The sequence below is a fragment of the Alteromonas sp. CyTr2 genome (assembly GCF_947311905.1).
GTDB classification, from domain to species: Bacteria; Pseudomonadota; Gammaproteobacteria; order Enterobacterales; family Alteromonadaceae; genus Alteromonas; species Alteromonas macleodii.
The window spans coordinates 1-25,515 of sequence record NZ_CAMZMZ010000036.1; the positions used below are offsets into that span (position 1 = coordinate 1).

The following is a 25,515-nucleotide window of genomic DNA, read 5'->3' on the forward strand; positions in this document are numbered from 1 at the left end:
CGAGTTGCTGCTTGAGTTGCGCAATTTCATCGGCTTGATGAGCAAAGGCAGCCTCAATTTCAGACGGTGAAAGGTGACTAATAGAGCGTGTTTTCATGGGCTAAATTATAACAAAATCAGTTAATTAAATCGCCTGTTTTGTTTGTCTTTTTGCCAGTAAATCCCATCAATCAAACACTGTAACTGGGCACTGTTGAGTGGTGTTTTGGTGTTGCCGTCAGACACGTTAGCGAAGGTGCCTTTTTCTAACCGTTTGCTCCACAAACAATAACCGCCCTGGTAGTAATACAACACCTTCAGCTGAGTACGGCGCTTATTGATAAACACAAACCAGTCACCACAATGCGCCTGCATGCCCAACTTGCTCTGTACCAGCGCTGCCAACCCATCAAACTGTTTGCGCATATCGGCATTGCCGGTGTACAACCAAATACGCCCATTAGATAAGGGTAACATCAGGCCGCTCGGTTCATCCGCAGCACCACACCACCGGGTAATACCAGTTCAATCTCCCACGCTGAATCTATACTCTGGTTCCCGCTCGCTGGCATATCAAAAGCAAGCCAGTTATCCTGCTGCGCAAACGGTTGACTATCATCCCTCAACTTTTTACGCCACAGATAAAAATTTGATACTGTTAACGCATGCTGTGCACAAAATTCACTGACTGTCAGCTCGCTTGCTGCTTGCTTGTCAACCAACCTTTGCCATTGCTCACGTGTACGTCTTTTTGTTGCCATCAGTAAAGTCTCCGTTAGTAAAATCTACGGAGGCTATTTTACGGAGTAGCTAAATCTGGGGAAGACGGCCTATATTGATCGCTTACTTTAAAACAACTGTAATATCAGCCCCCCACCCTTCATACACACCAAGAATTGGTCGTGAATTTAGAGAGTCTGCGCAAAACGCTATCTTCACAGTATTACAAAATTGCTGATACTTATTAATCTACTTCATAAACAAAAACTAATTTTGCATTTGTTAGCATCTTTAGTTGATGAGTTTATCGCACGAGAGTTACATGATAGAACTTAAGATTTTGGGATCCTTTATTACCGCTAGTGCAACTATTTTAGTAGCCTTAGCAACATATATATGGAAAATTCAGAGAGAAAAAAAAGAAAGTAATCGAACAATAATTTATTTACTCCTTGAGTTACGCAATGTATTTATCAATTCAGTAATTAATACAGATCGCGCGATTGACGGTTACTTGAAGCTGTATTTAGAGAAATTGAATGACCAAGCATTCTCGCCTAAAGATAAATCAGCATTCGAAGCAGAGCTACGAATTGCCCTTGAGAAAGCATTTAATTCGTTAATCATTGATATGAAGGAAGAACTGCGAGTAGATTTCTCCTCTCAGTTTGACAGCGCTATTTTAGAGCTTTCAAAACATGACCCAATACTTGCTTACCGATTGCAGAAAAACATAAAAATTGAAAAAACTTTCGAGGTAATAGAGAATCATCTAACGAGGACCAAAGATTGGGTCGATAACACTAACGAAGAAAATTTGCCTTCTTTTGAGAGTATTTCGCGAAGGTTAGAATCTAAATTGGTTGAAAAACTAGCTGGAGATCTTGAACAAGATATTCTCACCGTTGCTAGTAGTGATTCATTTTTAACTAAATTAAAATGCAAAAGGATCATTAGCAATAAGAACATAAATAGCATTTACGATTTTAGCGAGATCGGTCCCTATTTGGATGAATCTTTAATTACGGTCTTCGAAAACAGTAGTCAGAATATTTAAGACAACAAGGACGTTTATGTGTGTGATTCATAGAGATCGTTTCAACATAATACGACTCTAAGAACAAAGAAATTAGACAGCGACTCAAGTGGATTGAGCTTTACGAAGAAACTAAAAATGCAGGTCTGGTTTGCCGCAGGTGTGGTATATCCAGACCCACTCTTCGTAAATGGTTAAAACGATACAAAGAAAATGGTCTAGACGGTCTTCAGGACGTTTCTAAACGCCCTCATACCTCGCCAAATACTAAAATAAACCATCAGATAGAGGAATGGATTCTAAGCCTGAGAAAAGACAGGAAGCTTGGTGCGCGGAGAATCCAAAATGAACTTCTTCGCGAGCATAGTGTTCAATTATCGCTTGCTTCCATACATAAGGTGCTGACCAGACATGACGTTAAACCAATAGTATTTCAACGGAAGAAAAAAGACTTCATCCGTTACCAAAGACCTATTCCAGGTGATCGAGTGCAGATGGATACATGCAAAATCGCTCCTGGAATTTACCAATATACTGCTATTGATGACTGCTCTAGATATCGCGTACTGGATGTGTTTAACCGGAGGTCGGCAGCAAACACCCTTATTTTTATCGATAAGGTAATCGAGGAAATGCCATTTCCAATACAGCGAATACAAACCGACCGTGGTACAGAATTCTTCGCAGAGAAAGTTCAGCGAAAGCTGATGGATTATGGCATCAAATTTCGTCCTAACAAGCCTGGTTCTCCTCACCTGAATGGTAAGGTTGAAAGGTCGCAAAGAACCGACAAAGAAGAGTTTTATTCAACAGTAAACTTGAATCTAGACGAACTAAAAAACGAAACATTGCCCGAATGGCAGCATTACTACAACTGGCAACGGGCACATGGTTAGTTAAAGGGAAAAACGCCAATGGATATTGTCTGTGAAAGACTTGAACAAGCCCCACTTTGAGAAGAGGTTCACGAGGATTATATAACTGAGGACGAGCGCATTCAGCTATCAAATTATCAACGCGACCTGCAATTGAGAAAAGTGAAATGATGTCTATGAATCACACAACTCATGCCATATAAATCGACTTTCTAACACTCCAAACAATGGATAGTAACTCGCGATCACAACAGTGAGCGTTGGATAAAAACTTCGGTCTTTATCGAATTTATTTAACTTCGCCAATCCTATTATTAAAACAGCTACCAAAGCCCCTATTGAAGTACTCACTAACACTTTATTTACCCATGTGCCGGTAATAGAAAAATTGCCCCTTCCAGCGGCTAAAACTTGCCACGCTTCTATTCGTCTTTGCTTGAAGAAAACGCTTTTAATGCTTTTTCCAGTGAATATTTTGCGTTAGGCATAACGGAACCTGTGAATTCTTGTACCGCTTGATGGATTTCATGCTCAGCTGGGTTTCTTTCAATTATTCCCAAGTTAAGTAACTTAATTCTGTCCGCTTCGTTTTTACTATGTACCACTGTGTTGTCCTGTTTTTGTTTGTTATGGCTGTACGATCAGGCGTAACGTAAGTCTGATCGTTGCTATTGAACCAATTACTTTTTATGGGTTTGCCCAGGAGGAACACGGTGGCAACTCCAGGGTTTGTGTTTTGCATTTTCACGAATGTTTTCGTCAACGAATTGGTAATAGCCTTCTTTCATTTTTGTCCAAAAGTCGTCCGAAATGTCTGCCCCGTTGTCACGAATGATTGTCTCAATGCCATCTAAATTGCAGTGGGTTGCATCGTAGCCTATATGCAGGGTACTTTTGGCGTCCTCAAATGAAACTGCATCGATTCCAAAGGTCCCATCAATGCCAGCAATAATTGCTTCTATGTTATCTTCGGTAATACCAACCAACTTTAAATGCCGTACGACTAAATTCGCCTCTGATACACCGACTCTGTGATCTAGATCGCTCATCTTTTCCTCCTATAAATCGATTGTTAACTTGTTTATGTTCGTCATTTCTTTAATTATTTAAAACACTATTGGCACCGAGCTGCTGCTTCATTAACGATTGTAAAATTGACATTCTTTGTTCAAGATAAAACAAAAGTTCGTCTACCGAATTTCCCATGACTACAAAGTCGCCCCCTGCTAAACCGCTGTCGATAAGAACGAGACTTCGTTGAAGGCCATTTGTGTACGTTTCTTCCAGATGTGCTTTGTGTTGCAGGTCTGTTTCACTTTGGAGTCTCTTCTCAATATTCGTTAAATAAATTTCCATCATTTTCATATGCTCAACGATGAGAGTTTGCCTATCAGAGACGTCGTTGATCCGTTGTATGCGTTGCATTAGTGCATCCATGACAAGCTCATTACTTCGAAGCATATCATCCGCACTCATCGACGTTTGAGCAGCAGCAAATGTCGCGGGTAACACCCCTCCAACAAACAGTAATGACAGTAGTACTTTGTTCATTTTGTAATCCTTAATTAGTGCTTGAAACGTTTGAAATACCCATACGGGGAAACCAACCTGGCGTCGTTTGTTTATAGTGTCTGTAGCTATCACCAAACTCGGATTCAGCTTGCTGCTCTTCTCGCGTGGCGAGTCGAGCATAAACGACAATAAGAATTGGAAACATAAGTAAGGTTGGCAGTGTTGGCCATTGCAACAAAAAGCCAAACATGATCAGTATAAATGCAACATATTGAGGATGCCGGCAGCGAGCGTACCATCCAGTAGTGGCTAAACTATGCGATTTTTGCGCGTGGTGTAGGACACTCCAAGAAGCGGATAGTAAAAAGAAACCTAAAATGATGATGACATTACTTAAGATGTGTAAAATATCCCAGTGAGCATCGCCGGATAGCCCTAGCAAAGTATGCCACAAGTGACCATTTTCATGCGCTAAAAAGTCTACCCCTGGATAACTTTCCGCTAACCACCCTGACAAAAAATATATTGTCAGGGGGAAACCATACATTTCGGTAAATAAGGCCACGATAAAAGCGGAAAATACACCTAGGCTTCGCCAATCTGTTTTCGACTTCGGCTTGATAAAACTAAACGCAAAAAAGATAAAAATGGCTGAGTTTATAATGACTAGTGCCCAGAGCCCATAATCAGAATCACCGTGCATTATTATTCTCCGTTTTATGTTTTCCTTTACGGGCCTGCTCTAACCCTTCGATATAGCCTTTTCGATATTGCTCATTGTCCTCGGTTTGTTCTTTAAATGTTTTTTCGGTGTGCTCATGTGTTTCATGTCCTTTGCCATGACTGCCGTGCATAAAAATGTGCATGACAAGGCACAACAACAAGATCAAGTAAGGTAAATACGGAAACACATGCTCACCATGCTCAACCAGCAAGAAGTAGCTCGCGGCGGTAATAAGGCCTATGGCAGACCAACCACTGGGGGTGCGCCAAAAGGGGACTTTTTGTTTACTCATAATACACCTCGCTTTGGTATCTTTTACGTTAATAAAAAGCGTTTAATCACTTGATCACCAACGTGCCACGATACATTTGCATCTGACAATGAAATGGGTAAACGCCGGCACTGGAAGCAGGAATAGTGACCGTCACTCGCTTGTTAAGCGCTAATGTTTCATTGATATCCAACTCCGGGATCAATAACGTTTCTGCACAGGGCGTTGCATCTTCTCTGACGAACATAAGCTTAACGGACTGATGCGCCGGCACCGTGATATTGGCAGGCTGATACACGCCGTCTTTTACAAGGACTTTGATACTGCCGTCTTTTATCTGGGTTGATTGTGCTTTGTAAAGCCAAAACCACCAAACAATAAGCCCAATCAGGATAAGCCCTGCTAAATTAATCCATATCATCATTGTGTACTCCTAGTGCTCTTTCGCTTTAAATAGACGTAATCGGTTAGCATTGGTCACCACCGTTAGTGATGAGAATGCCATCGCTGCACCAGCAATGACTGGGTTAAGCAGTATCCCTAAGAATGGATAAAAGACGCCTGCCGCAAATGGTATTCCGGCGACATTATAAATAAATGCGCCAAAGAGGTTTTGCTTGATGTTACGCAGTGTTGCTTTGCTCACGGCAATTGCATCCGCTAACCCATGTAGGGAGCCGCGCATCAACGTTATATCCGCACTTTCTATCGCTACATCAGTCCCAGTCCCAATCGCAAAGCCGACGTTGGCATGAGCAAGGGCCGGTGCGTCATTTATGCCATCACCGGTCATACCCACAATTTCGCCTTCACGTTGAAGCTCAAGTATTTTGTTTGCCTTATCTTCCGGCATCACTTCGGCAACGTAATCTGCAATCCCCGCTTTTCGGGCGACGGCTTTTGCGGTCAGTCGATTATCCCCGGTTAACATCACAACTCGTATCCCGTTATGCTGTAGCCGCTTTATCGCATCTATTGAGTCAGATTTTATTGGGTCAGCGACGGCAATTACGGCAACTAATGTAGAATCAATAGCAAAATACATAGGGGTCTTTGCATCCGCTGCTAACCTCTGCGCTTTGTCGATGTAATGATGAAGCTCGATCCCTTGGTCTATCATCAATTTTTCATTTCCAAATAGCAGGCGTTGAGAATTTAGCATGGCTTCAACCCCCTTCCCCGCAATGGACTGAAAATCAGTAACGGAATGGATCGGCACACCTTGCTCCTTTGCAGATTCAACGATCGCCATGGCAAGTGGATGCTCAGAACCAGACTCAAGGCTAGCCGCCAAAGAAAGCACATCGTTGTGACTATGATCTGAAACTATAACGACATCTGTTACTTTAGGGGCCCCCTCAGTAATAGTGCCTGTTTTATCTAGAACCATAGTGGTTATTTTTGATGCAGATTGCAGCGCTTCGCCGTTTCGGATAAGAACCCCCGCTTCAGCCGCCTTTCCCACACCGACCATCACCGACATCGGTGTGGCCAAACCCAAGGCGCAAGGGCAGGCAATAATCAGTACTGTGGTCGCAGAAACGATTGCAAAAGCTACTTCAGGAGATGGGCCATAATTCAGCCAGGCCAGCGCACTGATCACGGCAATGATCATGACGACCGGTACAAAATAGGCGGAAATCATATCAGCTAATCGACCAATAGGCGGTTTAGAATTTTGTGCGCGTTTTACCATGTTAATAATTTGAGCAAGCGCGGTATCTTTTCCCACGCGCTCTGCTCGAAAGACGATAGAGCCTGATTTGTTTATCGTGCCGGCAACGACCTCATCGTCTTTTCGTTTTTCTATGGGCATGGGTTCACCCGTTAGCATTGATTCATCAATACTTGTCTGGCCCTCGACAACTAAGCCATCAACAGAGATGCGCTCCCCAGGGCGAACCCGGATAAGATCATTTAGCAGAACATCTTCAATCGGAATATCTATATCATGCCCATCACGAATGACGCGAGCTGTTTTGGCTTGTAAACCAATCAGTCGTTTAATTGCCTCGGACGTTTTACCGCGTGCTTTTATCTCAAGCGCTAAGCCTAAATTAATGAGACCAATTATCATGGCTGTTGCTTCAAAATAGACATGCCGCGCCATTTCAGGCACATATCCGGGGAAAAACACAACGACCATAGAGTACAACCAGGCTGTTCCTGTCCCCAATGCAATCAAAGTATCCATGTTCGCGGCGTGATTTTTAAAGGAGTTCCAAGCACCTACATAAAAATGCCGACCAGAAAACACCATAACACCCAATGTCATGATCCCTACAATCAACCACACGATCCGCTCAGTGGTCGTGTTGACGCTCATTTCCCCCGTCACCAAGCCATAAAGCATCAGTGGCACACCCAGAGATAATGCAATGACCATGTCTCGCATTAGTTTTTTATAATATGCCCAGTCCGCCTGTTCCTTTTCTTCAATGGCAGCCTCATCTGAATCCGTATTCGCTAATGTTGCGTTATACCCAGCTTGCTCTACCGCCTTAATCAATGCGTGGGAGGATGAACTGCCCATCACCAACACCGAGCGTTCAGCAAAATTCATCTCAGCATTGGTGACACCCGAGACCTGTTTTAAGGCCGCTTCAATTTTAGTCACACAACTGGCGCAACTTGCACCTTGGATATTGAGTTGTAGCTCACCCGAAGACGCAGAGACTTGCTCAGTATGTGTTTCACTCTCGACCGCCTTACTAGCGGTTGATACTTTTTTGTCACCGCCACAACACGAATGAATTTTCGCATCGTCCGTTTTTGAATTCATGAGCCACTCCCTCTCTAAATAATGTTATGATTTAAGTGATGTGAAACCTTCAATCAAATGGCAAATCGTATCGGCCGTTGGATGCTGATCCGGTGTATTTTCCCATTCTGAGATTGCTTTTCGCATGCGCAGTCTTAGCTCATGCATGTCCTGATACCGCTGTTCAGTTTCTTTCAACCTTTGTTCAATAAGGCGCCGAACCGTCGGGCATGGCGCGTTGGTTTGTGATGACGTGAACAGAATTTCCTTAATATCATTGATAGAGAAACCTAATGAACGCGCGCTTAAAATAAACCGTAGTCGTGTCACATCAGCGGGCCTGTAATACTTGTAACCATTGTGCGATTTACTTGGCACCAAAAAACCAATGCGCGTGTAATACCGTACGCTGTCCGCGCTAATCTCTAGTGCATCTGCAATTTGTTTAACGCGCATTTTAACGCTCCTCTTTTATCAACATAGATATGCGGTTAAGCACGCCTTTAATCCTATGTTCTACTCTCACGTTACTAGGGTAAACCTATGTGTTGCTCACAGGTCAACACCTATTCTTTCAGCAGATCCTTGGAAGCGGCTCATCTTCGAGTTCATTCATGAAACGTCTTCCTCCCATTGGCGTAACAATGGTCACGCGCCCTTTTGATTCGGTGTTTTTTACTATTACACCAATGTGTTCGGCCTGCTCCCCGTTTCGAATGCTCCGCCAGTGTTCTAGCACCTTACCGCTTATGTCAGGGGCAACAACAGCAACAATGCGTCCCTCACACGCTAAAACAAACGGATCAAAGCCTAATATTTCACACACGCTTGCCACTTCAGGTCGCACCGGAATATTATTTTCAATTAACTCGATATCGAAGCCTGTTTCATTAGCAACGTCATGGAGTAATACTGACAACCCTCCACGAGTTGGGTCACGCACAAAACGAACACCTTCCAAATGCTTGATTGGATCAATAAGAGGAACAACGCTTCCACAATCAGACTTTAGCTGACCTTGCAAACCATAGTCCTCGCGAGCAAGCAGGACACACGCACCGTGATCACCTACAGAACCACTAACCAGTACATGATCGCCTGCCTTTATAAGACTGGTATCCCAAATCGGCGCATCTCGGCTGTCTCCAACACCCGTTGTATTGATAAAAACGCCGCCACCACTGCCTTTCGGGACAACTTTCGTATCACCTGTTACAATGGCGACCTTCGTTTCTTCGGCAGCTTGATGCATTCCATTAACGATTTGTTTCAATGTTGAAAGGGAAAAGCCTTCTTCAATAATAAATGCAGTACTGATGTACCGTGGTGTTGCCCCAACGACTGCTAAATCATTGACGGTACCGTAAACACTCAACGCGCCTACATTGCCGCCTGGAAATGTTGGGGGGGATACAACGAAGCTATCCGTTGTTATACTCAGATAAGGACCATCAAAAGTTACTGTGGCGGCATCATGAAGCAGATCTAGATCTTTGTTCGCTTTATTTTTAAAAACATGATCAATGAGTCTTTTTGTCAGTGTTCCGCCGTTCCCCTGAGCTAATTGAATAGATTCCGTGCCCAACGGCTCTGATGATGAATGATTATTGCCCTCTGCGCTTTTCATTATGACCTCCGTGAACAGTATTCGTGGATTTGCCCAACACTTATTGCGGCATCGTTTAATGGCAAACTACTTGGAATAACCACAGGAATGTCTGATTGTAAAAACCGTTGTGATATACCGTCACACAACATGCGATTTTGGAAGACGCCTCCTGCCAATCCAATGTGATCAAAATTAAACTTTTTACGGCAATGTAGGGTTACCTCCCATACCGTTTCAATTAACGAAGCGTGGAAATTTGCAGCACGAGTTTGAGGAGACACTTTGAAATCAAATAGTTCCGGTACCAGTGTTCGCCAATCCATTTGAATAAATTCGTCGTTTTTCTGGACCAACGATAACGGCATAACCTTAGAGGGCGTCGACGCAACGCTTTCCAACATCATGGGCGCCTGCCCTTCATAAGAGACTTCGCTCTGTTCACAGCAGGCAAATGCCGCCGCGTCGAACAGTCTTCCCATTGAACTACTAACATGACAATTGAGTTCGTTTTGCCATGCGTTGTAGCTTAATTGTTGTGGATCAAATGGTTTAAAATCAATGCCGGTGAAATTAGTACCCCACACTAGTGATGCTGCACTTCGCCATGGTTGATTTGGAACCTTGTTGCCGCCTTGCAACTTCATAGGCGCTAATGAGGCAACGCGTTTCCAATTGCCCGGCGTCCCCCAAAAAACTTCCCCTCCCCACATCTCGCCATTCTCGCCTAATCCCGTTCCATCCCACACGAAAACTAAGCTTGGTGTCGATATTTCAGCAGCTAATGCCCACGCTGATGCGTGAGCGTGGTGATGTAAAACTTTAGTAGTCGGTAGTTCGCTGCCTTTGGCCCAACGGGAACTGATATAGCCAGGATGGCTATCGCAAAGAATACGCTGTGGATGAACATGATAGAGAGCTTGAAAGTCACTGATACATTTTTCAAAGTGCGCTTGCATTTTCGGAGAATCGAGGTCGCCAATATGCGGTGTTACGATAAGTCGATTGTTCAAAGCTATTGCGACTGTATTTTTCTGATTCGCGCCAACAGCAAGCATTGGTTCCTGCACGGTATATGGCAATGATAATTCTATCGGACTTATACCCCGCCCCAGGCGAATTGGAATGGTGCCTGACTTAAGCGTTCGCAGCACAGAATCATCCAGTTTGTGAAAAATGTCTCGATTATGGTGCACGAAGATGTCTGCCAACATCGTAAGGTGTTGCTGTGCCGATGACGTCGATGTGACCATCGGTTCACCGTACATATTGCCTGACGTAGCCACCATGGGGCGATTGAATTGCTGCATAATGAGTAAATGCAGTCCGCTGCACGGAAACATTACCCCCAAATCACGAAGCATGGGCGCTACGTTATCTGCAATGGGTACATTCGATTGCTTTTTTGCAAGTAAAATGGGTCGCACGGGGCTTAGTAAGAGCGCTCTTTGATGACTGTCTACAGCAACGCATTTATCTAACCAATCCTCACTTGTTTCGTCTGCACGAGGCTCTGGGAGCATGACCGCGAAAGGTTTATCTGGTCTATTTTTACGCTGGCGTAAAAGGTCTACCGCTTCAGTGCTTTGTGCGTCACAGAGCAAGTGATAACCGCCTATACTTTTTAACGCGACAATTTTGCCTTGATTCAAATATGCGACAACCGTTGCTACAACATCAACATCGCCTTGCGAGACCACGCGCCCGCCGACAGTTGAACAAAATACTTCAGGCCCGCATACGCGACAGCTTATTGGTTGAGCATGAAAGCGCCTATCAGTTGGCGATTGATATTCTTTACGACATAACTCACACATTGGAAATGCTGACATACTCATGTTCTTTCTGTCGTATGGCATTGCTCGCAGCATAGAAAATCGTGGACCACATTTACTGCAAGCGATAAAGCTATAGGTGCCACGTCGGTTAGTATTTGACAGTAACTCAGCTTTACACGCTCCACACAAATAGACATCTTTGGGGATTGATATCGCCCCGCACGCTATATCATGACCGCTTTCTTTTATCGTGAACGAGTCTACATTACTCAGTTTAACCTGCTTCTTTTCCAGCAAGGATATGGAAACTAGCGACCCATTGTTCAGTAAGTCGAATACAAATTGTTCAACGTCTAGCTCAGTGCCTTCAGCGTGTATTCGCACACATCCACAGTCGTTTTGTACCCAACCAACAATACTTTTTTCATACGCTAAGCAGTAAACTAACGGTCTGAACCCAACCCCCTGGATGACTCCAGTAATGTTCAACTCATAGGCGATAGTTTTACTCTTATTCGTATTGGCAACATATGTGCGGGCAGTTGTCATCACTTCATCTCCACCTTTAGCGTATTCCCCTTTTTGATAACATTTGTTATCGAGCGCTCACCAGAGCTATACCAAATTCGGCAAGCCCCCTCATCAGACACCATACATGCGCCTTTAGGGGATGCTGGTTTGCATTCCTGACCAAAAAACGGGCACGCATCAGGTGTCATTTTTCCGAGGATCACTTTTTCACAGGGCGATGTGGTTTCAGGAACGTTTTGCGCACATTGCGAAGGGAAATCGACTGGCGCATAATTGTTTGTGGCGTCTAGGTGCGATAGTCTCGAAGCAAAGGAAAATCCAGAACCAGGAATAACACCAATTCCTCGCCAATGTGCGTCAACGATAGTGAACGCTTTATTGATTATTGCTTTAGCTGCTGCATTGCCGTTTTGCTTTACCACTTCGGGATAGCGGTTACTCAGTGTGACGACTTTATTTGAACAATTACCGAGCAGCGTTTGGAGCGACAACAGCAAACTTTCTGGATGAAAACCAGCAATACTGACAGGCAAATTATGATGGTCGATTGCAAACTGCCATTCTTCACTACCCATAATTGTCGCAACGTGGCCAGGCGCAATCAGTGCATCAAAAGTATTCGGTTGACTCTCAAGCACATGGGCAACTGCTGGCCAAGTAAGTCGTCCAGACAATAAAACTTTAAAGTTATTGGGTAAATCATTAAGCAGTGTTGCTGCAATCGGTGCCATAGTCGTTTCAAAACCAACAGCAAAAAACACAATAACCTTACGAGGTTCTTCCAATGCTATAGATACCGCTTCTTGAGGAGAAGATATCGGACGGATATCGGCCCCTTGATTTTTTGCGTCTATCAATGAGCTACAGCCACCCATTTCGTGTTCGACTGGGACGCGGAGCATGTCACCAAAACTAACGATAACGACATTTTCGTTAATGGCTAAGTGTATCGCGTATGCAATATCCTCTTCGGGGCAAATACAAACGGGGCACCCTGGCCCAGGTATCAGATGAATATTGTGCTGAAACAACGTTCTAAATCCAGCGCGCGTAATCGCACGCTCATGGCCACCGCAAACATTAAGAATACGAAACGGTTTTGAAAGCGAGGTATTCTTAATGTCTCTTAGCAACGATTCAACACTGTACATAAGACTTTAGACTCCGCTATTTTGTAACGACTGAGACTGATGAGCTGTAATGGCGTGCGTAAAATAAGAAAACCAACGCTCTAGATGTTGACTTTTCAATGAAGACACTTCGAGAACGGGCGCATCGTTGCCCACTTTACGAAATGATTCAATCGCGCGAGGTACATTGAATTCATCGTGAAATTGCAAGTAATCGGTCTTAGAAATAAGCATGACGTCCGCGGCACGAAACATCACTGGGTACTTTTCAGGCTTATCATCACCCTCTGGCACGGACAGCAAAATAATGTTTAAGTGCTGTCCTAAATCAAAACACGCTGGACAAATCAAATTGCCAACATTCTCTATAAACAAAACGTCTAGTTTTTGTAAGCTAAATCTTCCAAGTACCTTTTGCACCATACTGGCGTCCAAGTGACACCCTTGGCCCGTGGCGATTTGCTCCGCCTGCACACCATGACGTCTAATTCTATTTGCGTCATTTTCAGTTTCGAGGTCGCCTTCAATCACCGCCATCGCGTATTGCGACTTAAGCGCACGTATCGTTTCTTCGAGTAGCCTGGTTTTTCCACTGCCTGGGGATGACATCAAATTAATCACTAGTACATTATGTGCGTCAAATAAAGCACGGTTTGCTATCGCTTGGTTGTCATTGTTGCTTTTTAAATTTGCGTGAACCTCAACGATATTTGCTGATGGCTTGTCAGTTTTCTCTGATTTTACTTGCGTTTCGCAACCACAGTTACCGCACATGTTTTCTCTCCTTTGATTCTGTAAAATTGTCAGGTGCGATAAACTCTATTCGTTGCAATATAAATTCATCGCCCTCAATGAGGTCGGTTTGCCAAGCACCGCAACTTGCACATAGGATGCTATTCACCGAAACTCGGCTGAATTCGCCACACAATTTACAGCGTATCTTGATAGCGCTTGTGTCAATTCTAAGCGTTGCCTGATCGCCAATGGTGTGAGTTCTACACGCCAAGAACGCATGGTGCAGCAAGTCAGGCTCAACACCTGACAGTGGGCCGACTTTGACGTGAACCAGACTGACAGACTTATTCATGTTTGCTCGCTGGTGAACAGCGACTGTGTCAAGCAAGCTATAGCAAAGACTAATTTCATGCATCGTAAGCAATGACCTGATCGAGCATCTCCCATGTCACCTGCGCGTCATCATAGGTGATCACTTGGAGAGCATAACCAACATGTACCATCACATAGTCGCCAACTTTGACCTCTAGCCCTTGCACTAAATGTAAACTCACCTCGCGAGAGACACCTTTCGCTTCACACGTTGCGTTAAAGCCTTTAATTGCAATGACTTTCATGGGGATAGCGAGACACATTACTGTTTTACCCGTTGATAGGGCCTACTTGCTCTAGCTCGATAAATAAACAGCGCAACGGTGACAAGCACGATTGTTGACACCAGCGATCCCAAAAGTAGTGAATGATCGCCTTGATGACCCGGGTGCGCATAACTAACGGGTGAACCTACCACCAGATAAAAAAAGGCAATTAAAGAAGTAACTGACTTTCTAATACTATTTTTGATTTTCATAATATTCCTCAAGTAAGGTTAACGAACTTTTAGACGCAAACGCTCTTCCCCTGTTTCGTCCATTACGTGCACGGCACATGCTAAGCAGGGGTCAAAACTATGAAGTGTTCGCAAAATCTCTAAAGGTTGGTCAGGATCATGTAGCGTATGTTTATCTTGCAGAGCGGCTTCATAAGCACCTGCCTGTGAGTTGGGATCTCGAGGTCCAGCGTTCCATGTCGTAGGCACGACACATTGGTAATTCTCAATTTTGCCATTTTGCATGACCAACCAATGCCCCAACGCGCCACGAGGCGCTTCCATCACGCCTACCCCCTGGCCTTTAATTGGCCAATTGGTAGGGTCAAAATACAGAGGGTTAAACGTATCGGTATCGCCCTTTGCGATATTATCCAATAGTTGGTCATACCAAGACTGTAGCTGGTTAACCACAATTTTTGTTTCCACTGCTCTGGCGAGCGTCCTACCGAGTGTGGAGAAAAGTGCAGAGGTCTCTAAATCCAAGATAGAAAGAGATCGATTAACGATGTCTTGCGCAGCGGCATCTTTTTTAGCATACATCATTAGCACGCGAGCCAGCGGTCCCACCTCCATCGCATGGCCTTTCCAACGCGGACTTTTCAACCATGAATATTCAGCCCCTACATTTAGGTGCTTGTAAGGCGGTTTCGGACCAGTATACTCGAGTGTTGTTTGTCCATTAAAAGGGTGTAAACCACTTGCGTTCCCTCCACTATATCGATACCAGGAGGAAGAGACGAATTCTTGAATTTCAGAGGGATCATCTAGATCAAGGTCATGCACTTTACTCAAGTCTCGACCAAGTATTGCACCTCGTGGAAACAAGAAAGAATCAGGGTCATCCATTGATGTCATAGGTAAGTCTCCATAGGTAAGAAAGTTACCCAGCCCTTCCCCTCGTGTCCCCCACTCTTTGTAATAACCCGCAATCGCCACAATATCGGGGTAATACACCTGATCGACAAAGCTCTTCATTTGCGTGATAGCATCTTGTAGTTGCACTAATCGACTCGTGTTAATACCCGTTGACGCATTGAGATTAATCGGTGAAGGCACGCCGCCAACGACAAAATTAGGATGAGGGTTTTTCCCTCCAAATATGGTGTGAACTTTTACAACTTCACGCTGCCACGTTAGCGCATCTAAATAATGTGCTAATGCCATCAAGTTAACTTCAGGTGGCAGTTTATAGCCAGGATGCCCCCAATACGCGTTACTGAATATCCCTAGCTGCCCAGACTCAACCAGCGTTTTGACTTTTTGCTTCATATCTTTGAAATATCCCGGCGATGAACGAGGATAATCACTCAATTGACCGGCGAGCGCAGCGGTTCTCGTTGGATCTGCATCTAGTGCAGAAACAACGTCAACCCAATCTAGGGCATGCAAGTGATAAAAATGCATCACGTGATCATGCACATATTGGGTTGCAATCATGATGTTTCTTATCAGTTGTGCATTTTGAGGGATAGCCATTTCTGCTTCACTCAGTACGCCTATTGAAGTACGTGACTGTCGGTGCCCTTTTTTACCATGTTGCATCGGTCCTTTTGGCATAGATGTCATGGAGGGCTTTCCAATGGCAACCCCTAATTTTGCGTTTGACCGCCAAGCTTTTCTAATTGCATCTTCGACAGCACGCACCGATGCCATACCATGCACCAGCGTGCAGACGCCACAGATACGTTGCGCAAAAGCCCAAGCGTCACGCGGATCTCTGCCTTGTAAAATCAGTTCAATTCCCCGAACAGACGTGCCTGATGAGAACGCCTGTTTGATGGTATTCCCATCCATTTCAGCTTCTATTCGAAGATGCCCTTCAATTCGAGTGATAGGATCGACGACTAACCGGTTGTTACTTGCTGTATTTTCCATGAGCCTTGCCTATTATCTTATGAGTTTTTCCCAGCATGCTTCTGTGCACCTTTGCCGGGTTTGGATTTGTACCACTCCCATGGACCCAAGGCTTGGTAAAAGCTGCTTTTATCCCAGAAATCGGGCTCAGAGCAACCAAGACACGGATGGCCAGATTCGATAGGAAAACTCGTGCCTTGATTCCATTTAACCGTTGCACATGCGTTAAAGGTTTCGGGCCCTTTACAACCAAGTTCGAACAAACACCACCCATTTTTTGCCCCCTCATCATCAAACGATTTTGCAAATTTACGTTGTTCAAAAAATGGGCGTCGATAACATCTGTCATGGATGCTTTCACCAAAAAAAGCGAGTGGGCGTTGTAATTCGTCGAGATCAGGGAAACGCTTAAACGTCAGGTAATGAACCAACACAGCTGTAATCGCGATAGGCAGTGGCGGACAGCCTGAAATGTTTACGATTGGCTTGTCTGTAATAATGTCGCTTACTGCCACTGCCCCCGTCGGATTTGGGTTTGCTTTAGGGATCCCGCCAAAAGACGCGCAGGTACCGATGGCAATAATACCCGCAGCATCTTTTGCCGATTCTCTCAGCATATCGACATTACTCATGCCACTGATCGTTGAGTATCCTGGGTTACCCACCGGAACCGAACCATCAACCAACAACAAATATTGCCCTTTGTGCGCGTTCATCGCCGCACGCCTAGCGTCTTCAGCTTGCTCTCCCGCAGCAGCCATTATCGTATGCTGATAATCCAACGAAATATGATCGAAAATAAGGCTTTCCAATGTGGGAGCATGAGAGCGCAATATTGCTTCGGTACACCCTGTGCACTCTTGAAAGGGCAACCAAATCACAGAGGGTCTTCTCGCATTGCCAAGGGCAGTCGCCAAATCGGCAACAGCGCTTTGCGGCAATGCCAGTAAAGACGCCGTTGTAGCGCAAAACTTAAGAAATGTGCGTCTTGAGATACCGGACGCTTGTAACTGCTTGTTTAATGTTGGTAGCGCCATTTCAATCCTCCTTAGCCGTTTCATCAGAAGATTGATGAGACAACGAATGGATGTCAGACACTATATTGCTGAGCGATAACACCATATCTTCTGGCTGAGATTTTATGATTGGTGGACAGGTACAGATATGAACGTATTTGCCCATGATCTCCACATCTTCGTTATAGTGAATTTCAAGCCAAACGCCTGCGTAGCGTGATTCGATTAGCACCGTATCACCCAGCGCCTGAATATCAGCTTTAACCTCTCCATGCCCAAGAAAAGCTTCTAACTGCGCTTCTTCGCTAGCGCTTAAAGGCAATCGTCGCAGATCAATCGTGGTTTGTTCTTGTCGTTCAATTAACTGAGACAACGCATGACGTATCTGATGCAAAAGCGGCATTACGTTGCCGGTTTTTTCAGCATTGGATGTCATAAAAATGAGTTCTTCGGTCATCGTGCCTCCTTTTGGGTTGCCGGTTTATAGGCCTGAATGTCGTCGCTTGATAAGCAAGCAAATGCGATATCGATGATCGATGATAACGCTGCATTTACCTTTGGACTCAAAGAGGTTCCCCACTCTATCGCCTCAGGCTCTACGCCAATTAACGTCACCGCAGAAGGTTTTGAATATAACGTTTGGCTGGTCAACAATGTATCGCGTAACGTGATCTGGTGAACGGAATGGGTCGTCGCTTGCTTAAACTGATCCGCAATTGCCTCGTCCTCAAACACTCTCACCGTACCAGGCGAACAGCGCATGTAGGCCGCGTCGATGACTATCGTATGATCGGAACTCGCGACCCACTCCAAAAGTTCATAGCTCAGTGTCCCAGCGTCAATGCAAGATACATTTGAATAAGACTTTAGCAGGGGTTGCAGAGCACGAACCGCGTGCACACCAACGCCATCATCTCGCTGCAGTAGATTTCCAACACCAATGATAGCGTAGCGCTTAGCCGCATTTTTAATTTGGTCAATTGTTGGTGTAGTTTCTAGTGATAGCATCGGTATTTTCCTTATTAGCTATGAGGTGCTGGAATTGACCAGCCAATCACAAAGAATAAACAGAGAACGATCACCGATAGACCAAGTAATTTTGTTGACCTAATGCGTTGACCTGTGCTTTGACGCATCACGAGTTTGATCACGATTATTGTTTGGATCAGGTAATAAAGTGCAAACCCTTTTGAAGCGAGATTAATAATTTCAAATACGTTAGATGACCAAACTAATATACCTGCGATGGCGATAACTAAAACGTAGTAAAATTGGGGGGAGATAGGTAAATGGAAAAGCTCTTTTAAGAGGCCTCCGCCACCGATAGTATCGGCTAATGCTGCACTTAACTGACTTGCCGTGGCGGCAACCAGTAATAAAATCGGCAATACCCATATTGCTTGCCCTAGGGTGTAGCTAATCGTTGTTTCGTTTAATTCCGTGATCGGAAAATTCAGGAAAATAGGACACGTTAGACCGATAAAAACAACATAGAGAAAAATAGCGATCCACTGAGCATAACGACTCGCTTTAATGCGCTGTTCTGGCGTATAGTTATTCCCCATAAAACGGGTTGTCTCGAACCCTTGCGTTACCATGAGCATCCCTGCGAGCATGCTAACAGTTTCAAAATGGCTCAATGCCTGTATCGCTTCATGTTGAAACCAAGCACTTTGTACTTGTATGTCGTAGGTTGCCAGCGCTGCGAGCACACCTACTATAATAGCCAACTTTATTGTCACGGCGAATAGCTCAATGGTCTCTAGCCCCCTAGCACCTCGAAGCCAAGCGACCACCATAATGATGACAAGCAACCCACTGGTAAACAGTTTGATGTACGTCGTATCAGAGATAGATAAACGATCAAAAACAAACGCTGCAAACAAACTAATATAAAACGCCACGGAAATGGCATATGCCGCACCAAGCGCCCATTGACTTGCTTTTTCAAGCGTCATAATACTGCTTTGTTGATTGCTAGCTAGCTCAGGTTCTGCGTGGCGTATATTGAAGCGAATAACCGACCCCAGCGCATATGCCAGAATGGACAACAACACTATTCCAAGCAGTGCCCATTTCCCCATTACCGAATGCAGCAGTGGTGCAATGATCAAAAAGCCACTACCAATAATGGAAGCCAACGGTGTGACTGTTGCTCGCCATTGGAAAGATTGTCGTAAGCGAGGCAGACACAATACTATTGCGATCAGCACCGAGGTTGCGAGCGCAATGGAATTTGTGATCACAGTTTGTACCCCTTAATGGTGTTTATACCACCCGGCACGCTTAATATCGTTCCAGGACGTAGATTGATGGCAGGCATAGCATTCCTCAACTTTAGCTTTAGGCTCGCCTGCCACTTTGGCGGAAATCATTTTAAAATGCTGCATATAGTGACTGGGCGGCGCTTCATGACATTGATTACAATCACGTGATTGACTCGACGGGTGAATAAACTTTGGCAATGACCATTTGTCTGTGCTGTGACACTGCACGCAATCCTCTCCAAATAGACCTAAATGGCGATCATCGTTGCTGTGACATTGCGTACAATTTAATAAGGCTTCTTTATCACTGACCTCAGGGTGCACAAACAAGGGCTCAGGAGTTTGTTTATTCGCTAGTATGTTCTCCAAAAACGCCATGGTGGCAGCGCCCTCGTCAAACGGGACATTTGGGTTGGGGAGCATATTGAAACCAATGTCGACTAACGCTATATGGCTCATGAGCGAAATGTTGGCCGATTCACCTTTGTGCTCTACATGGCAACTTGCACATTCTTTGATGTCGGTATGAAATGCAGTGGGTTGACGCGCAACGATATGCGTATCATTTGCATGACACGCCACACATTTGTCACGCTCAACGCCCTTCACCGGTGTGTGACAACTCAAACAGTCATCCGCGAGAAAGGCATGTGCTTTATTGAGTGAACCGGGTTCAACCATTTTTTCCCATGGAATTTGTGCGCTATCTTCAGGCATATGAATGAAATGACTGACGCCAAAGCCAGCAGCAACTAAGCCAAGAACGATTATTATCCATTTCATCATAACCAGCGCAGTCCAAAGTAAACTTCACTGAAAATGTGAAAAAACAGGACTACATAAAGTGTCATTGAAATCACGATGTGAAATTTTAACCAACGAGCAAACCACACCTTCGCGGTGTCATGAATGAGAATGCTGTACTCAACATCGGAAATTGTATCAATGATGGAAAGAACCTGGCTTTCTTGTTTGAACAATTTACTTTGTGCTGAAGTAGGCACATTTAACGTGATGTAAGGAATATGTCGTGCGGATGTTTGGGCAAACGTCGAATATCTGACATCACAGACTGCGTCTTTCAACGCCTGTTTTGCGTTAGAAAGCGCAACGTGGAGTTCATTTACTTGGCGCTTTTTCTCTTTCAAATTCGATGAAATAAGACCGAGTACATATCGACCCACAAACCCACTGATCACAACGACCATCATAAAGATAACAAGCGAAACTCCGGTAGCACTATCAAAACGATGGGCGCTATGGATCAGCGCTAGAATAGGCCCCAGCACACCAGCATAGATATGTATACGCAGGAGCGTTGGCATAGCGATGTGCTTCGTCACGACTTTCTTAAGTGATTTGTTACGCTTAATGATCATGTATACCAATGGGATAAGCATTAATACCGAAGCGCTTAAACCCACGCCAAATCCAATAAAACTGCCTGGGAATGCTGGGTCTCTATGCCATACAAAACCTAGCCATAGCAGGATCATTAGGACAACCAAGCTGCTTACAATTGTGCGCTCTTGAGAATTCATTAAGCCTCAACCTCCACATCAGATTTAGGGATAGCTTGGCACGCCAGAATATACCCACTGAGCTTATCTTCAGGCTCCAGCCCATCATCAACCTCCATATCGACGTCACCACGTAGCAGTTTCACCTTACAACTCCCGCACGAACCCGCTCTGCATGAATTCTCTATATCTACATCGAGTCCATCAGCGACGTCTAATACGGTCTCATCCGGACCCGCGTGGGCTTCGACGTCTGAAAGACTAAACCGTACTTGTCTGTTGTCGCCTGCGTTGGTGTTAGTGGCTAATTGAGGTTTAACGGGAGCGGGCTCTGGTTTAGCAGCCCCAAACGCTTCGGTTTTAATATGCGTGTTAGGCATACCCAATTCGGCTAGCATTTTTTTCGTAGCATCCATCATTGCAGGAGGCCCACAAATATGCGCAGTTTTTGAGGCAATATCTGGCACAAATTCGTTTATCATTGCGGATGAGAAGCGGCCTTGGGGCCCCATCCAGGATGTACCCTCTGCTTGAGTCATACTGACCAGTACTTTTAACCGAGGATGACGTGCTTGCAGATATTTTAATTCCTGTTCAAAAATAAAGTCGTTGGACGTTCGCGTACAAAACAGAAAATAAATATCACCGTCCCAGCACGTCGTCGTTAAGTAGCGGACAGCGCTCATCATCGGTGTGATCCCCACTCCCCCAGAAATCAACACCACGCTGTTTGAACCATGACCATTGAAATAAAATTTACCGCCGGGGGCTTTAATTGAAAGCGTATTTCCTACCTCAACCGCGTCATGCATATAACGAGAAACCACACCGAACTCCTCTCGCTTTATCGTAACTTCAAAGTAATACTGTTCAGTGGGCGATGATGCAATGGTGTATGAGCGCTTAACTGGCTTTTCAAAACCATCGATGTTCAGTGTGAACGTGACAAATTGACCTGGTTCGAAATCAAATGGAATGGTTTGTCCATCTGGGCTGGCTAGACGTAACGTTTTAACATCATGGGTTTCATTAAAAATCGCGGTTACTACCATATCGCCACTAAACGTGCCCTTGCGCGATGAGGCAGTGGATGACAATGCTGGCTCGCTACTTTGCGCAGGTGCCGAAGCATGCTGCTGGGCAGCCGGATTAGATTCGACAACAGAGGAAACTTTTGTCGTTGGCGCAGATGTGCTTGCGGTGTCAGTAGACTTAAGCTCTTCGAGCAGCGCGGCAGCTCTGCGCATCTTAAATCCATACACATACACCATAACAATTGTAAATATGAGTAAAACGAGCATCACTGCGCTGTGAAACGGTGTCATACCAAATAGGGTTGAAGTACCTTTTTCCGGCGCACTGGGAAGCAAATTCATTTGTGACTTGAACCAGGTTAATGCCACTCTTCGTGGTTCTTGCCCGTCTTGTATGGCACGTTTCGCAGCAAGACCACTGTCAAAATGGGCTATACCCTCTTTAACTGTTTCAACAGCCATTTGCATTTGGGAATAGTCATCAGTGGCAGCTGCGCGGGCAAGCCAATCAAAACCTGTAGCAAGTTGCTCACTTCCTTGTTGCATTCTTGCGGTTGCTTTAATCAGAACAGTCTCTCTTTGTTCGGGTGTAGCTGAATGCATGCGCATTAGCGTGGGATAGAGATCTTTAGGTTTGGGTGCACCCATTTTCTCCATCATTTTATCCATGCCTTTTGCCATACCGGGTCCCATCATGGCGCCAGCATTGCCCAGCGGTCCTTTACCTTGTGTAGCAGTCGGCAAAACATCCGTATTAGCGTTGACAGTGGGATCATTGGTAGCTTCAGGATGGTGGCTCGCATGCTCACTATCCTCTGGCTGTTGCTGTGCGTAACTGCTCGTCGTTGCGAATAACAGCATAACGTTCAAAATGACGGCGTAACGCAGAAAAAATGATGTGTGTGGCCACCACATGCTCATAACTCACCTGTTTGTTCGGCCATCCACAGGCTATTTATCTTAGCGATCTGAGAGGGCGTTAATACTGATACCGCTTTCCCTACCGATGTAATAAACTGCAACCGCAAGGCGCTGTTTGTGGCTTCTATTTCAGCAATGGTGTCTTTGATATTGTCGTATTGAGGTAGCCCCTGAGCGGTCAATTCCCACAACGATGCTTCTAACGCACTTCGCTGCAGCGTAAAGCTTTGTTGAGTAGACTCCCATTCAGTTCGGATCGTGAGAAGCGTTTGGTACTGACCATCGGTCAATTCGAGTGTCTCTTTGTGGTTTAAGAAAAAAGCTTGCTCTCCAACGTGGTATAAATGCAGCGCTCCACTGACACCGGGTAAGCTTTCATTTAATGGAGAACCAGATATCTGTGTTTTATTTTGTTCAGGTGGTGTACCCATCATTGAGCTGTTTTTCATCATCATTTTGCACATCATTCCCATGCACGATTTCCCGCGCATTGGCATCATGCCTTTATTCTTACTCTTTCCCATTTTCATTGTGTTTGTTGCTGAAAGTGGCATTGATGATGTATTGAGTGAAACACTGGTATCACTCGGATTTACACTCGCATTGCTTTTTGGCTGGGTCGCTAATGAATTGTCTAACGAGCGCAAAGCGGTTTGGATTTTAGCGAAGTCATCAACGTTTAACTCAGGCTGAGTTTCTTTAGTTTCTGATGAATTGTTTTTTTTGTCTGGCTCAGTACTTTGTGGTACTGCTGAGCACGCGGTTGTGAATAAGACACTCACTAATACCAGCGTCACAATAACCGCTATACGGTAGGGTTGGTGATAAACTCTATTATTCACAACGGCATACTCCTAATTAAAATATTAATCAAAAACCACGGTCAAACTCGACCATGTCATAACGCGTAATTTCGCCATCCAGCACAATAGCTTCCGCGAAGTGCTTATCCTTAGTTTTTCCAAGACGAATTTTCCCAACGAACTCTCGTGAATAGCTGTTTTCACCTTCTGAGATTGCTGTAGGGTCGTAGACAGTTCTATAGACATTAAAAACTTGATGTTCCTTCAAACCATCCGTATCAGATACACATACCACTGCTTGCTTATCATCGACTGTAACAACTTGCCCACTCATGATGTAGTCGTGATAAACCTGGCTTGCGCATCCTCCGAGGAGTCCAACTGACAAGACTACAATTGAAAAAAACTTAATTAATTTATTCATGTAAAATTCCTGTGATTATTGAAATAAGCGAGACAGCAGGTCACCTCCTGCCTCGTAACGTGGTGATTAGCTCTATTTGTGTTTATGTATTGGTTTAGACTTTTCAGCGGTGTGCCCCATCATTTGGCTCATCATGTCTTCCATCATCGACATACGCTGTTCCATCATTTTCATTTTGTCTTCGGTGGACATATCAGTGTGTTTGTGTTTCATTCCTTTTCCCGCTTTCATCCCCATCGAGTCGCTTCCTTCCATCATGCCCATCATGTCTTGCATCTTTTGGGCATGCTCATGCAACATGGCTTCGCGCTTCTCCGGATCCGATTCACTCTTAACGGCATCCAATACTGCGCGCATTTCTTCCATATGCGTCTGCATCTTTTGCATCATCTGACCATCCATCATCGGCATATCAGATTTGTCAGTCTGTTGATATGCAAAAGAAGTCGCTATTGGCGCAACGACTAAAGCACTGGCCAGTAATAGTGAAGTAAGCTTTTTCATAAGATTGTTTCCTTTGATTATGCTCAGTTGAGCGTTTTAGGTTTAAAGTTTACGTCTTGTCACCTTAATCTAATGTCTTAGACTCAGGTCAATAGGCTATATGGACGATAAAAACTCAGCTAAAGCTTCAAGCTCATCATCTGTAATCGGCATTTGCGGCATTGCGGACGACGAGTTATTAAATTGAGGCTCCTTAACTTTGCGCAAAAAGAATGCCCTGCCTTTTTCGCTAATAACATTATCCAGCGATGGACCGAGTGTTCCGCCTGCGCCTTGCACTTGATGACACCCCTGACAACCATATCGAGTGAGTACGTCACGTGGATTGACTGTTAATGATTTAGCCAGAGTCACCTCTACCGGTTGAGCAGGACTAGAAGCTATTTCCATGAATTCAAGAATGGCTTATACTTCGCTGCCGGTTAAATGCGCTTTTTCGCGCATGTGTGGCATGATCACTCTCCACTCACTGATAGAAAACTCACGCACAGGCCTACTGTTATGACAACGCGCACAGTTGTTATTAATTAACTCTGCGCCAGAAAGTGTGGTTTCATCGTCTGCCAAGTTCGGTAACGAAATAAATGTGATTAGTGCACATATAATTAATTTCTTGTTCATGATATCCCCTAGAATCCATAGC

The 25,515-nt window shown here is 44.7% G+C and carries 31 protein-coding genes and 1 pseudogene; 2 read left to right on the forward strand and 30 right to left on the reverse strand.

Annotated elements, in window-relative coordinates:
- Positions 1-120 precede the first annotated feature (120 nt).
- Both tnpB and QME20_RS16025 read right to left on the reverse strand, forming a co-directional pair.
- Positions 121-456 carry an IS66 family insertion sequence element accessory protein TnpB gene (tnpB, locus tag QME20_RS16020; protein ID WP_024024494.1) on the reverse strand — a complete coding sequence of 112 codons (336 nt, stop codon included), beginning with the start codon at positions 454-456 and terminating at the stop codon, positions 121-123.
- On the reverse strand, positions 456-740 hold the full coding sequence (locus QME20_RS16025; RefSeq protein ID WP_024024495.1) for a transposase: 285 nt from the start codon (positions 738-740) through the stop codon (positions 456-458). The genes tnpB and QME20_RS16025 overlap by 1 nt, the downstream gene beginning before the upstream one ends.
- A gap of 281 nt (positions 741-1,021) precedes the next feature.
- On the opposite strand from QME20_RS16025, the gene QME20_RS16030 reads away from it, so the two are divergent.
- Positions 1,022-1,756 carry a hypothetical protein gene (locus QME20_RS16030; protein WP_012516879.1) on the forward strand — a complete coding sequence of 245 codons (735 nt, stop codon included), beginning with the start codon at positions 1,022-1,024 and terminating at the stop codon, positions 1,754-1,756.
- 71 nt (positions 1,757-1,827) lie between these two features.
- Positions 1,828-2,781, forward strand: a pseudogene (locus QME20_RS16035) (IS481 family transposase).
- Between the two features lie 251 nt (positions 2,782-3,032).
- Here QME20_RS16035 and QME20_RS16040 read toward each other — a convergent pair.
- The 28 genes from QME20_RS16040 to QME20_RS16175 all read right to left on the reverse strand — a co-directional run bounded on the left by QME20_RS16040 (position 3,033) and on the right by QME20_RS16175 (position 25,493).
- Positions 3,033-3,215: a hypothetical protein gene (locus QME20_RS16040; RefSeq protein ID WP_012516877.1), complete on the reverse strand. Its 183-nt coding sequence runs from the start codon at positions 3,213-3,215 to the stop codon at positions 3,033-3,035.
- A 75-nt stretch (positions 3,216-3,290) separates the two neighbouring features.
- Complete coding sequence (locus tag QME20_RS16045) at positions 3,291-3,659, reverse strand: hypothetical protein (protein WP_012516876.1); 369 nt, start codon at positions 3,657-3,659, stop codon at positions 3,291-3,293.
- Positions 3,660-3,708: 49 nt separating this feature from the next.
- On the reverse strand, positions 3,709-4,161 hold the full coding sequence (locus QME20_RS16050; protein WP_015066023.1) for a hypothetical protein: 453 nt from the start codon (positions 4,159-4,161) through the stop codon (positions 3,709-3,711).
- A 10-nt stretch (positions 4,162-4,171) separates the two neighbouring features.
- A complete protein-coding gene (locus tag QME20_RS16055) occupies positions 4,172-4,825 on the reverse strand; it encodes an isoprenylcysteine carboxylmethyltransferase family protein (protein WP_014997006.1) in 654 nt (217 codons plus the stop codon).
- Positions 4,815-5,138, reverse strand: a complete 324-nt coding sequence (locus QME20_RS16060) for a DUF2933 domain-containing protein (RefSeq protein WP_014997005.1) — start codon at positions 5,136-5,138, stop codon at positions 4,815-4,817. The genes QME20_RS16055 and QME20_RS16060 overlap by 11 nt, the downstream gene beginning before the upstream one ends.
- 46 nt (positions 5,139-5,184) lie before the next feature.
- Positions 5,185-5,541, reverse strand: coding sequence for a cupredoxin domain-containing protein (locus tag QME20_RS16065; protein ID WP_015066022.1), 357 nt, complete (start codon positions 5,539-5,541; stop codon positions 5,185-5,187).
- A gap of 9 nt (positions 5,542-5,550) precedes the next feature.
- Positions 5,551-7,899 (reverse strand): heavy metal translocating P-type ATPase, encoded by a 2,349-nt coding sequence (locus tag QME20_RS16070; protein ID WP_170826532.1) that lies wholly within the window; start codon positions 7,897-7,899, stop codon positions 5,551-5,553.
- Between the two features lie 24 nt (positions 7,900-7,923).
- The gene (locus QME20_RS16075) at positions 7,924-8,334 is read right to left on the reverse strand and encodes a MerR family transcriptional regulator (protein WP_012516866.1); all 411 of its coding nucleotides are present in this window, start codon (positions 8,332-8,334) and stop codon (positions 7,924-7,926) included.
- A 118-nt stretch (positions 8,335-8,452) separates the two neighbouring features.
- Positions 8,453-9,505: a hydrogenase expression/formation protein HypE gene (gene hypE, locus QME20_RS16080; protein WP_012516865.1), complete on the reverse strand. Its 1,053-nt coding sequence runs from the start codon at positions 9,503-9,505 to the stop codon at positions 8,453-8,455.
- Entirely contained in the window at positions 9,505-11,811 is a 2,307-nt protein-coding gene (gene hypF / locus QME20_RS16085; RefSeq protein WP_281716259.1) for a carbamoyltransferase HypF, read from the reverse strand. The genes hypE and hypF overlap by 1 nt, the downstream gene beginning before the upstream one ends.
- Positions 11,811-12,944, reverse strand: coding sequence for a hydrogenase formation protein HypD (hypD, locus tag QME20_RS16090; RefSeq protein ID WP_281716253.1), 1,134 nt, complete (start codon positions 12,942-12,944; stop codon positions 11,811-11,813). The genes hypF and hypD overlap by 1 nt, the downstream gene beginning before the upstream one ends.
- A 6-nt stretch (positions 12,945-12,950) precedes the next feature.
- Positions 12,951-13,697: a hydrogenase nickel incorporation protein HypB gene (gene hypB / locus QME20_RS16095; RefSeq protein ID WP_012516862.1), complete on the reverse strand. Its 747-nt coding sequence runs from the start codon at positions 13,695-13,697 to the stop codon at positions 12,951-12,953.
- Positions 13,687-14,073 carry a hydrogenase maturation nickel metallochaperone HypA gene (locus QME20_RS16100; protein WP_012516861.1) on the reverse strand — a complete coding sequence of 129 codons (387 nt, stop codon included), beginning with the start codon at positions 14,071-14,073 and terminating at the stop codon, positions 13,687-13,689. The genes hypB and QME20_RS16100 overlap by 11 nt, the downstream gene beginning before the upstream one ends.
- The gene (locus tag QME20_RS16105) at positions 14,066-14,293 is read right to left on the reverse strand and encodes a HypC/HybG/HupF family hydrogenase formation chaperone (protein ID WP_015066017.1); all 228 of its coding nucleotides are present in this window, start codon (positions 14,291-14,293) and stop codon (positions 14,066-14,068) included. Before QME20_RS16105 ends, QME20_RS16100 begins: the two co-directional genes overlap by 8 nt.
- Positions 14,293-14,508 carry a hypothetical protein gene (locus tag QME20_RS16110; RefSeq protein ID WP_012516859.1) on the reverse strand — a complete coding sequence of 72 codons (216 nt, stop codon included), beginning with the start codon at positions 14,506-14,508 and terminating at the stop codon, positions 14,293-14,295. Before QME20_RS16110 ends, QME20_RS16105 begins: the two co-directional genes overlap by 1 nt.
- A gap of 18 nt (positions 14,509-14,526) precedes the next feature.
- Complete coding sequence (locus QME20_RS16115; RefSeq protein WP_044055662.1) at positions 14,527-16,404, reverse strand: nickel-dependent hydrogenase large subunit; 1,878 nt, start codon at positions 16,402-16,404, stop codon at positions 14,527-14,529.
- Between the two features lie 17 nt (positions 16,405-16,421).
- Entirely contained in the window at positions 16,422-17,420 is a 999-nt protein-coding gene (locus tag QME20_RS16120) for a hydrogenase small subunit (protein WP_012516857.1), read from the reverse strand.
- A gap of 1 nt (position 17,421) precedes the next feature.
- Complete coding sequence (locus QME20_RS16125) at positions 17,422-17,856, reverse strand: hydrogenase expression/formation C-terminal domain-containing protein (protein WP_006991848.1); 435 nt, start codon at positions 17,854-17,856, stop codon at positions 17,422-17,424.
- Positions 17,853-18,407 carry a HyaD/HybD family hydrogenase maturation endopeptidase gene (locus QME20_RS16130; protein ID WP_020742695.1) on the reverse strand — a complete coding sequence of 185 codons (555 nt, stop codon included), beginning with the start codon at positions 18,405-18,407 and terminating at the stop codon, positions 17,853-17,855. The genes QME20_RS16125 and QME20_RS16130 overlap by 4 nt, the downstream gene beginning before the upstream one ends.
- 14 nt (positions 18,408-18,421) lie before the next feature.
- Positions 18,422-19,645: a hypothetical protein gene (locus tag QME20_RS16135; protein WP_043959777.1), complete on the reverse strand. Its 1,224-nt coding sequence runs from the start codon at positions 19,643-19,645 to the stop codon at positions 18,422-18,424.
- Between the two features lie 12 nt (positions 19,646-19,657).
- Positions 19,658-20,452 carry a cytochrome c3 family protein gene (locus tag QME20_RS16140; RefSeq protein WP_014997000.1) on the reverse strand — a complete coding sequence of 265 codons (795 nt, stop codon included), beginning with the start codon at positions 20,450-20,452 and terminating at the stop codon, positions 19,658-19,660.
- Positions 20,449-21,207 (reverse strand): hypothetical protein, encoded by a 759-nt coding sequence (locus QME20_RS16145; RefSeq protein WP_281716254.1) that lies wholly within the window; start codon positions 21,205-21,207, stop codon positions 20,449-20,451. The genes QME20_RS16140 and QME20_RS16145 overlap by 4 nt, the downstream gene beginning before the upstream one ends.
- On the reverse strand, positions 21,207-23,141 hold the full coding sequence (locus QME20_RS16150; RefSeq protein ID WP_044055653.1) for a 2Fe-2S iron-sulfur cluster-binding protein: 1,935 nt from the start codon (positions 23,139-23,141) through the stop codon (positions 21,207-21,209). Before QME20_RS16150 ends, QME20_RS16145 begins: the two co-directional genes overlap by 1 nt.
- Positions 23,138-23,983 (reverse strand): hypothetical protein, encoded by an 846-nt coding sequence (locus QME20_RS16155; protein ID WP_281716255.1) that lies wholly within the window; start codon positions 23,981-23,983, stop codon positions 23,138-23,140. The genes QME20_RS16150 and QME20_RS16155 overlap by 4 nt, the downstream gene beginning before the upstream one ends.
- A 28-nt stretch (positions 23,984-24,011) precedes the next feature.
- On the reverse strand, positions 24,012-24,368 hold the full coding sequence (locus tag QME20_RS16160; RefSeq protein ID WP_012516849.1) for a hypothetical protein: 357 nt from the start codon (positions 24,366-24,368) through the stop codon (positions 24,012-24,014).
- A 72-nt stretch (positions 24,369-24,440) separates the two neighbouring features.
- Positions 24,441-24,872: a hypothetical protein gene (locus tag QME20_RS16165; RefSeq protein ID WP_012516848.1), complete on the reverse strand. Its 432-nt coding sequence runs from the start codon at positions 24,870-24,872 to the stop codon at positions 24,441-24,443.
- Between the two features lie 96 nt (positions 24,873-24,968).
- The gene (locus QME20_RS16170; RefSeq protein ID WP_226434253.1) at positions 24,969-25,262 is read right to left on the reverse strand and encodes a cytochrome c; all 294 of its coding nucleotides are present in this window, start codon (positions 25,260-25,262) and stop codon (positions 24,969-24,971) included.
- 15 nt (positions 25,263-25,277) lie between these two features.
- Positions 25,278-25,493, reverse strand: coding sequence for a hypothetical protein (locus QME20_RS16175; RefSeq protein WP_012516846.1), 216 nt, complete (start codon positions 25,491-25,493; stop codon positions 25,278-25,280).
- Between the last annotated feature and the right edge of the window lie 22 nt (positions 25,494-25,515).

What these genes read in the sequence shown, in the direction of transcription:
- QME20_RS16030 (WP_012516879.1), top strand. Translation starts at nt 1,022, where the DNA reads ATGATAGAACTTAAGATTTTGGGATCCTTTATTACCGCTAGTGCAACT.
- QME20_RS16050 (WP_015066023.1), bottom strand. Translation starts at nt 4,161, where the DNA reads ATGAACAAAGTACTACTGTCATTACTGTTTGTTGGAGGGGTGTTACCC.
- QME20_RS16105 (WP_015066017.1), bottom strand. Translation starts at nt 14,293, where the DNA reads ATGTGTCTCGCTATCCCCATGAAAGTCATTGCAATTAAAGGCTTTAAC.
- hypF (WP_281716259.1), bottom strand. Translation starts at nt 11,811, where the DNA reads ATGACAACTGCCCGCACATATGTTGCCAATACGAATAAGAGTAAAACT.
- QME20_RS16070 (WP_170826532.1), bottom strand. Translation starts at nt 7,899, where the DNA reads ATGAATTCAAAAACGGACGATGCGAAAATTCATTCGTGTTGTGGCGGT.
- QME20_RS16175 (WP_012516846.1), bottom strand. Translation starts at nt 25,493, where the DNA reads ATGAACAAGAAATTAATTATATGTGCACTAATCACATTTATTTCGTTA.
- QME20_RS16145 (WP_281716254.1), bottom strand. Translation starts at nt 21,207, where the DNA reads ATGAATTCTCAAGAGCGCACAATTGTAAGCAGCTTGGTTGTCCTAATG.
- QME20_RS16170 (WP_226434253.1), bottom strand. Translation starts at nt 25,262, where the DNA reads ATGGAAATAGCTTCTAGTCCTGCTCAACCGGTAGAGGTGACTCTGGCT.
- QME20_RS16055 (WP_014997006.1), bottom strand. Translation starts at nt 4,825, where the DNA reads ATGCACGGTGATTCTGATTATGGGCTCTGGGCACTAGTCATTATAAAC.
- tnpB (WP_024024494.1), bottom strand. Translation starts at nt 456, where the DNA reads ATGTTACCCTTATCTAATGGGCGTATTTGGTTGTACACCGGCAATGCC.
- QME20_RS16065 (WP_015066022.1), bottom strand. Translation starts at nt 5,541, where the DNA reads ATGATGATATGGATTAATTTAGCAGGGCTTATCCTGATTGGGCTTATT.
- QME20_RS16045 (WP_012516876.1), bottom strand. Translation starts at nt 3,659, where the DNA reads ATGAGCGATCTAGATCACAGAGTCGGTGTATCAGAGGCGAATTTAGTC.
- hypE (WP_012516865.1), bottom strand. Translation starts at nt 9,505, where the DNA reads ATGAAAAGCGCAGAGGGCAATAATCATTCATCATCAGAGCCGTTGGGC.
- QME20_RS16140 (WP_014997000.1), bottom strand. Translation starts at nt 20,452, where the DNA reads ATGATGAAATGGATAATAATCGTTCTTGGCTTAGTTGCTGCTGGCTTT.
- QME20_RS16130 (WP_020742695.1), bottom strand. Translation starts at nt 18,407, where the DNA reads ATGCTATCACTAGAAACTACACCAACAATTGACCAAATTAAAAATGCG.
- QME20_RS16075 (WP_012516866.1), bottom strand. Translation starts at nt 8,334, where the DNA reads ATGCGCGTTAAACAAATTGCAGATGCACTAGAGATTAGCGCGGACAGC.
- QME20_RS16060 (WP_014997005.1), bottom strand. Translation starts at nt 5,138, where the DNA reads ATGAGTAAACAAAAAGTCCCCTTTTGGCGCACCCCCAGTGGTTGGTCT.
- QME20_RS16165 (WP_012516848.1), bottom strand. Translation starts at nt 24,872, where the DNA reads ATGAAAAAGCTTACTTCACTATTACTGGCCAGTGCTTTAGTCGTTGCG.
- QME20_RS16160 (WP_012516849.1), bottom strand. Translation starts at nt 24,368, where the DNA reads ATGAATAAATTAATTAAGTTTTTTTCAATTGTAGTCTTGTCAGTTGGA.
- QME20_RS16150 (WP_044055653.1), bottom strand. Translation starts at nt 23,141, where the DNA reads ATGAGCATGTGGTGGCCACACACATCATTTTTTCTGCGTTACGCCGTC.
- QME20_RS16100 (WP_012516861.1), bottom strand. Translation starts at nt 14,073, where the DNA reads ATGCATGAAATTAGTCTTTGCTATAGCTTGCTTGACACAGTCGCTGTT.
- hypB (WP_012516862.1), bottom strand. Translation starts at nt 13,697, where the DNA reads ATGTGCGGTAACTGTGGTTGCGAAACGCAAGTAAAATCAGAGAAAACT.
- QME20_RS16115 (WP_044055662.1), bottom strand. Translation starts at nt 16,404, where the DNA reads ATGGAAAATACAGCAAGTAACAACCGGTTAGTCGTCGATCCTATCACT.
- QME20_RS16025 (WP_024024495.1), bottom strand. Translation starts at nt 740, where the DNA reads ATGGCAACAAAAAGACGTACACGTGAGCAATGGCAAAGGTTGGTTGAC.
- QME20_RS16120 (WP_012516857.1), bottom strand. Translation starts at nt 17,420, where the DNA reads ATGGCGCTACCAACATTAAACAAGCAGTTACAAGCGTCCGGTATCTCA.
- QME20_RS16125 (WP_006991848.1), bottom strand. Translation starts at nt 17,856, where the DNA reads ATGACCGAAGAACTCATTTTTATGACATCCAATGCTGAAAAAACCGGC.
- hypD (WP_281716253.1), bottom strand. Translation starts at nt 12,944, where the DNA reads ATGTACAGTGTTGAATCGTTGCTAAGAGACATTAAGAATACCTCGCTT.
- QME20_RS16110 (WP_012516859.1), bottom strand. Translation starts at nt 14,508, where the DNA reads ATGAAAATCAAAAATAGTATTAGAAAGTCAGTTACTTCTTTAATTGCC.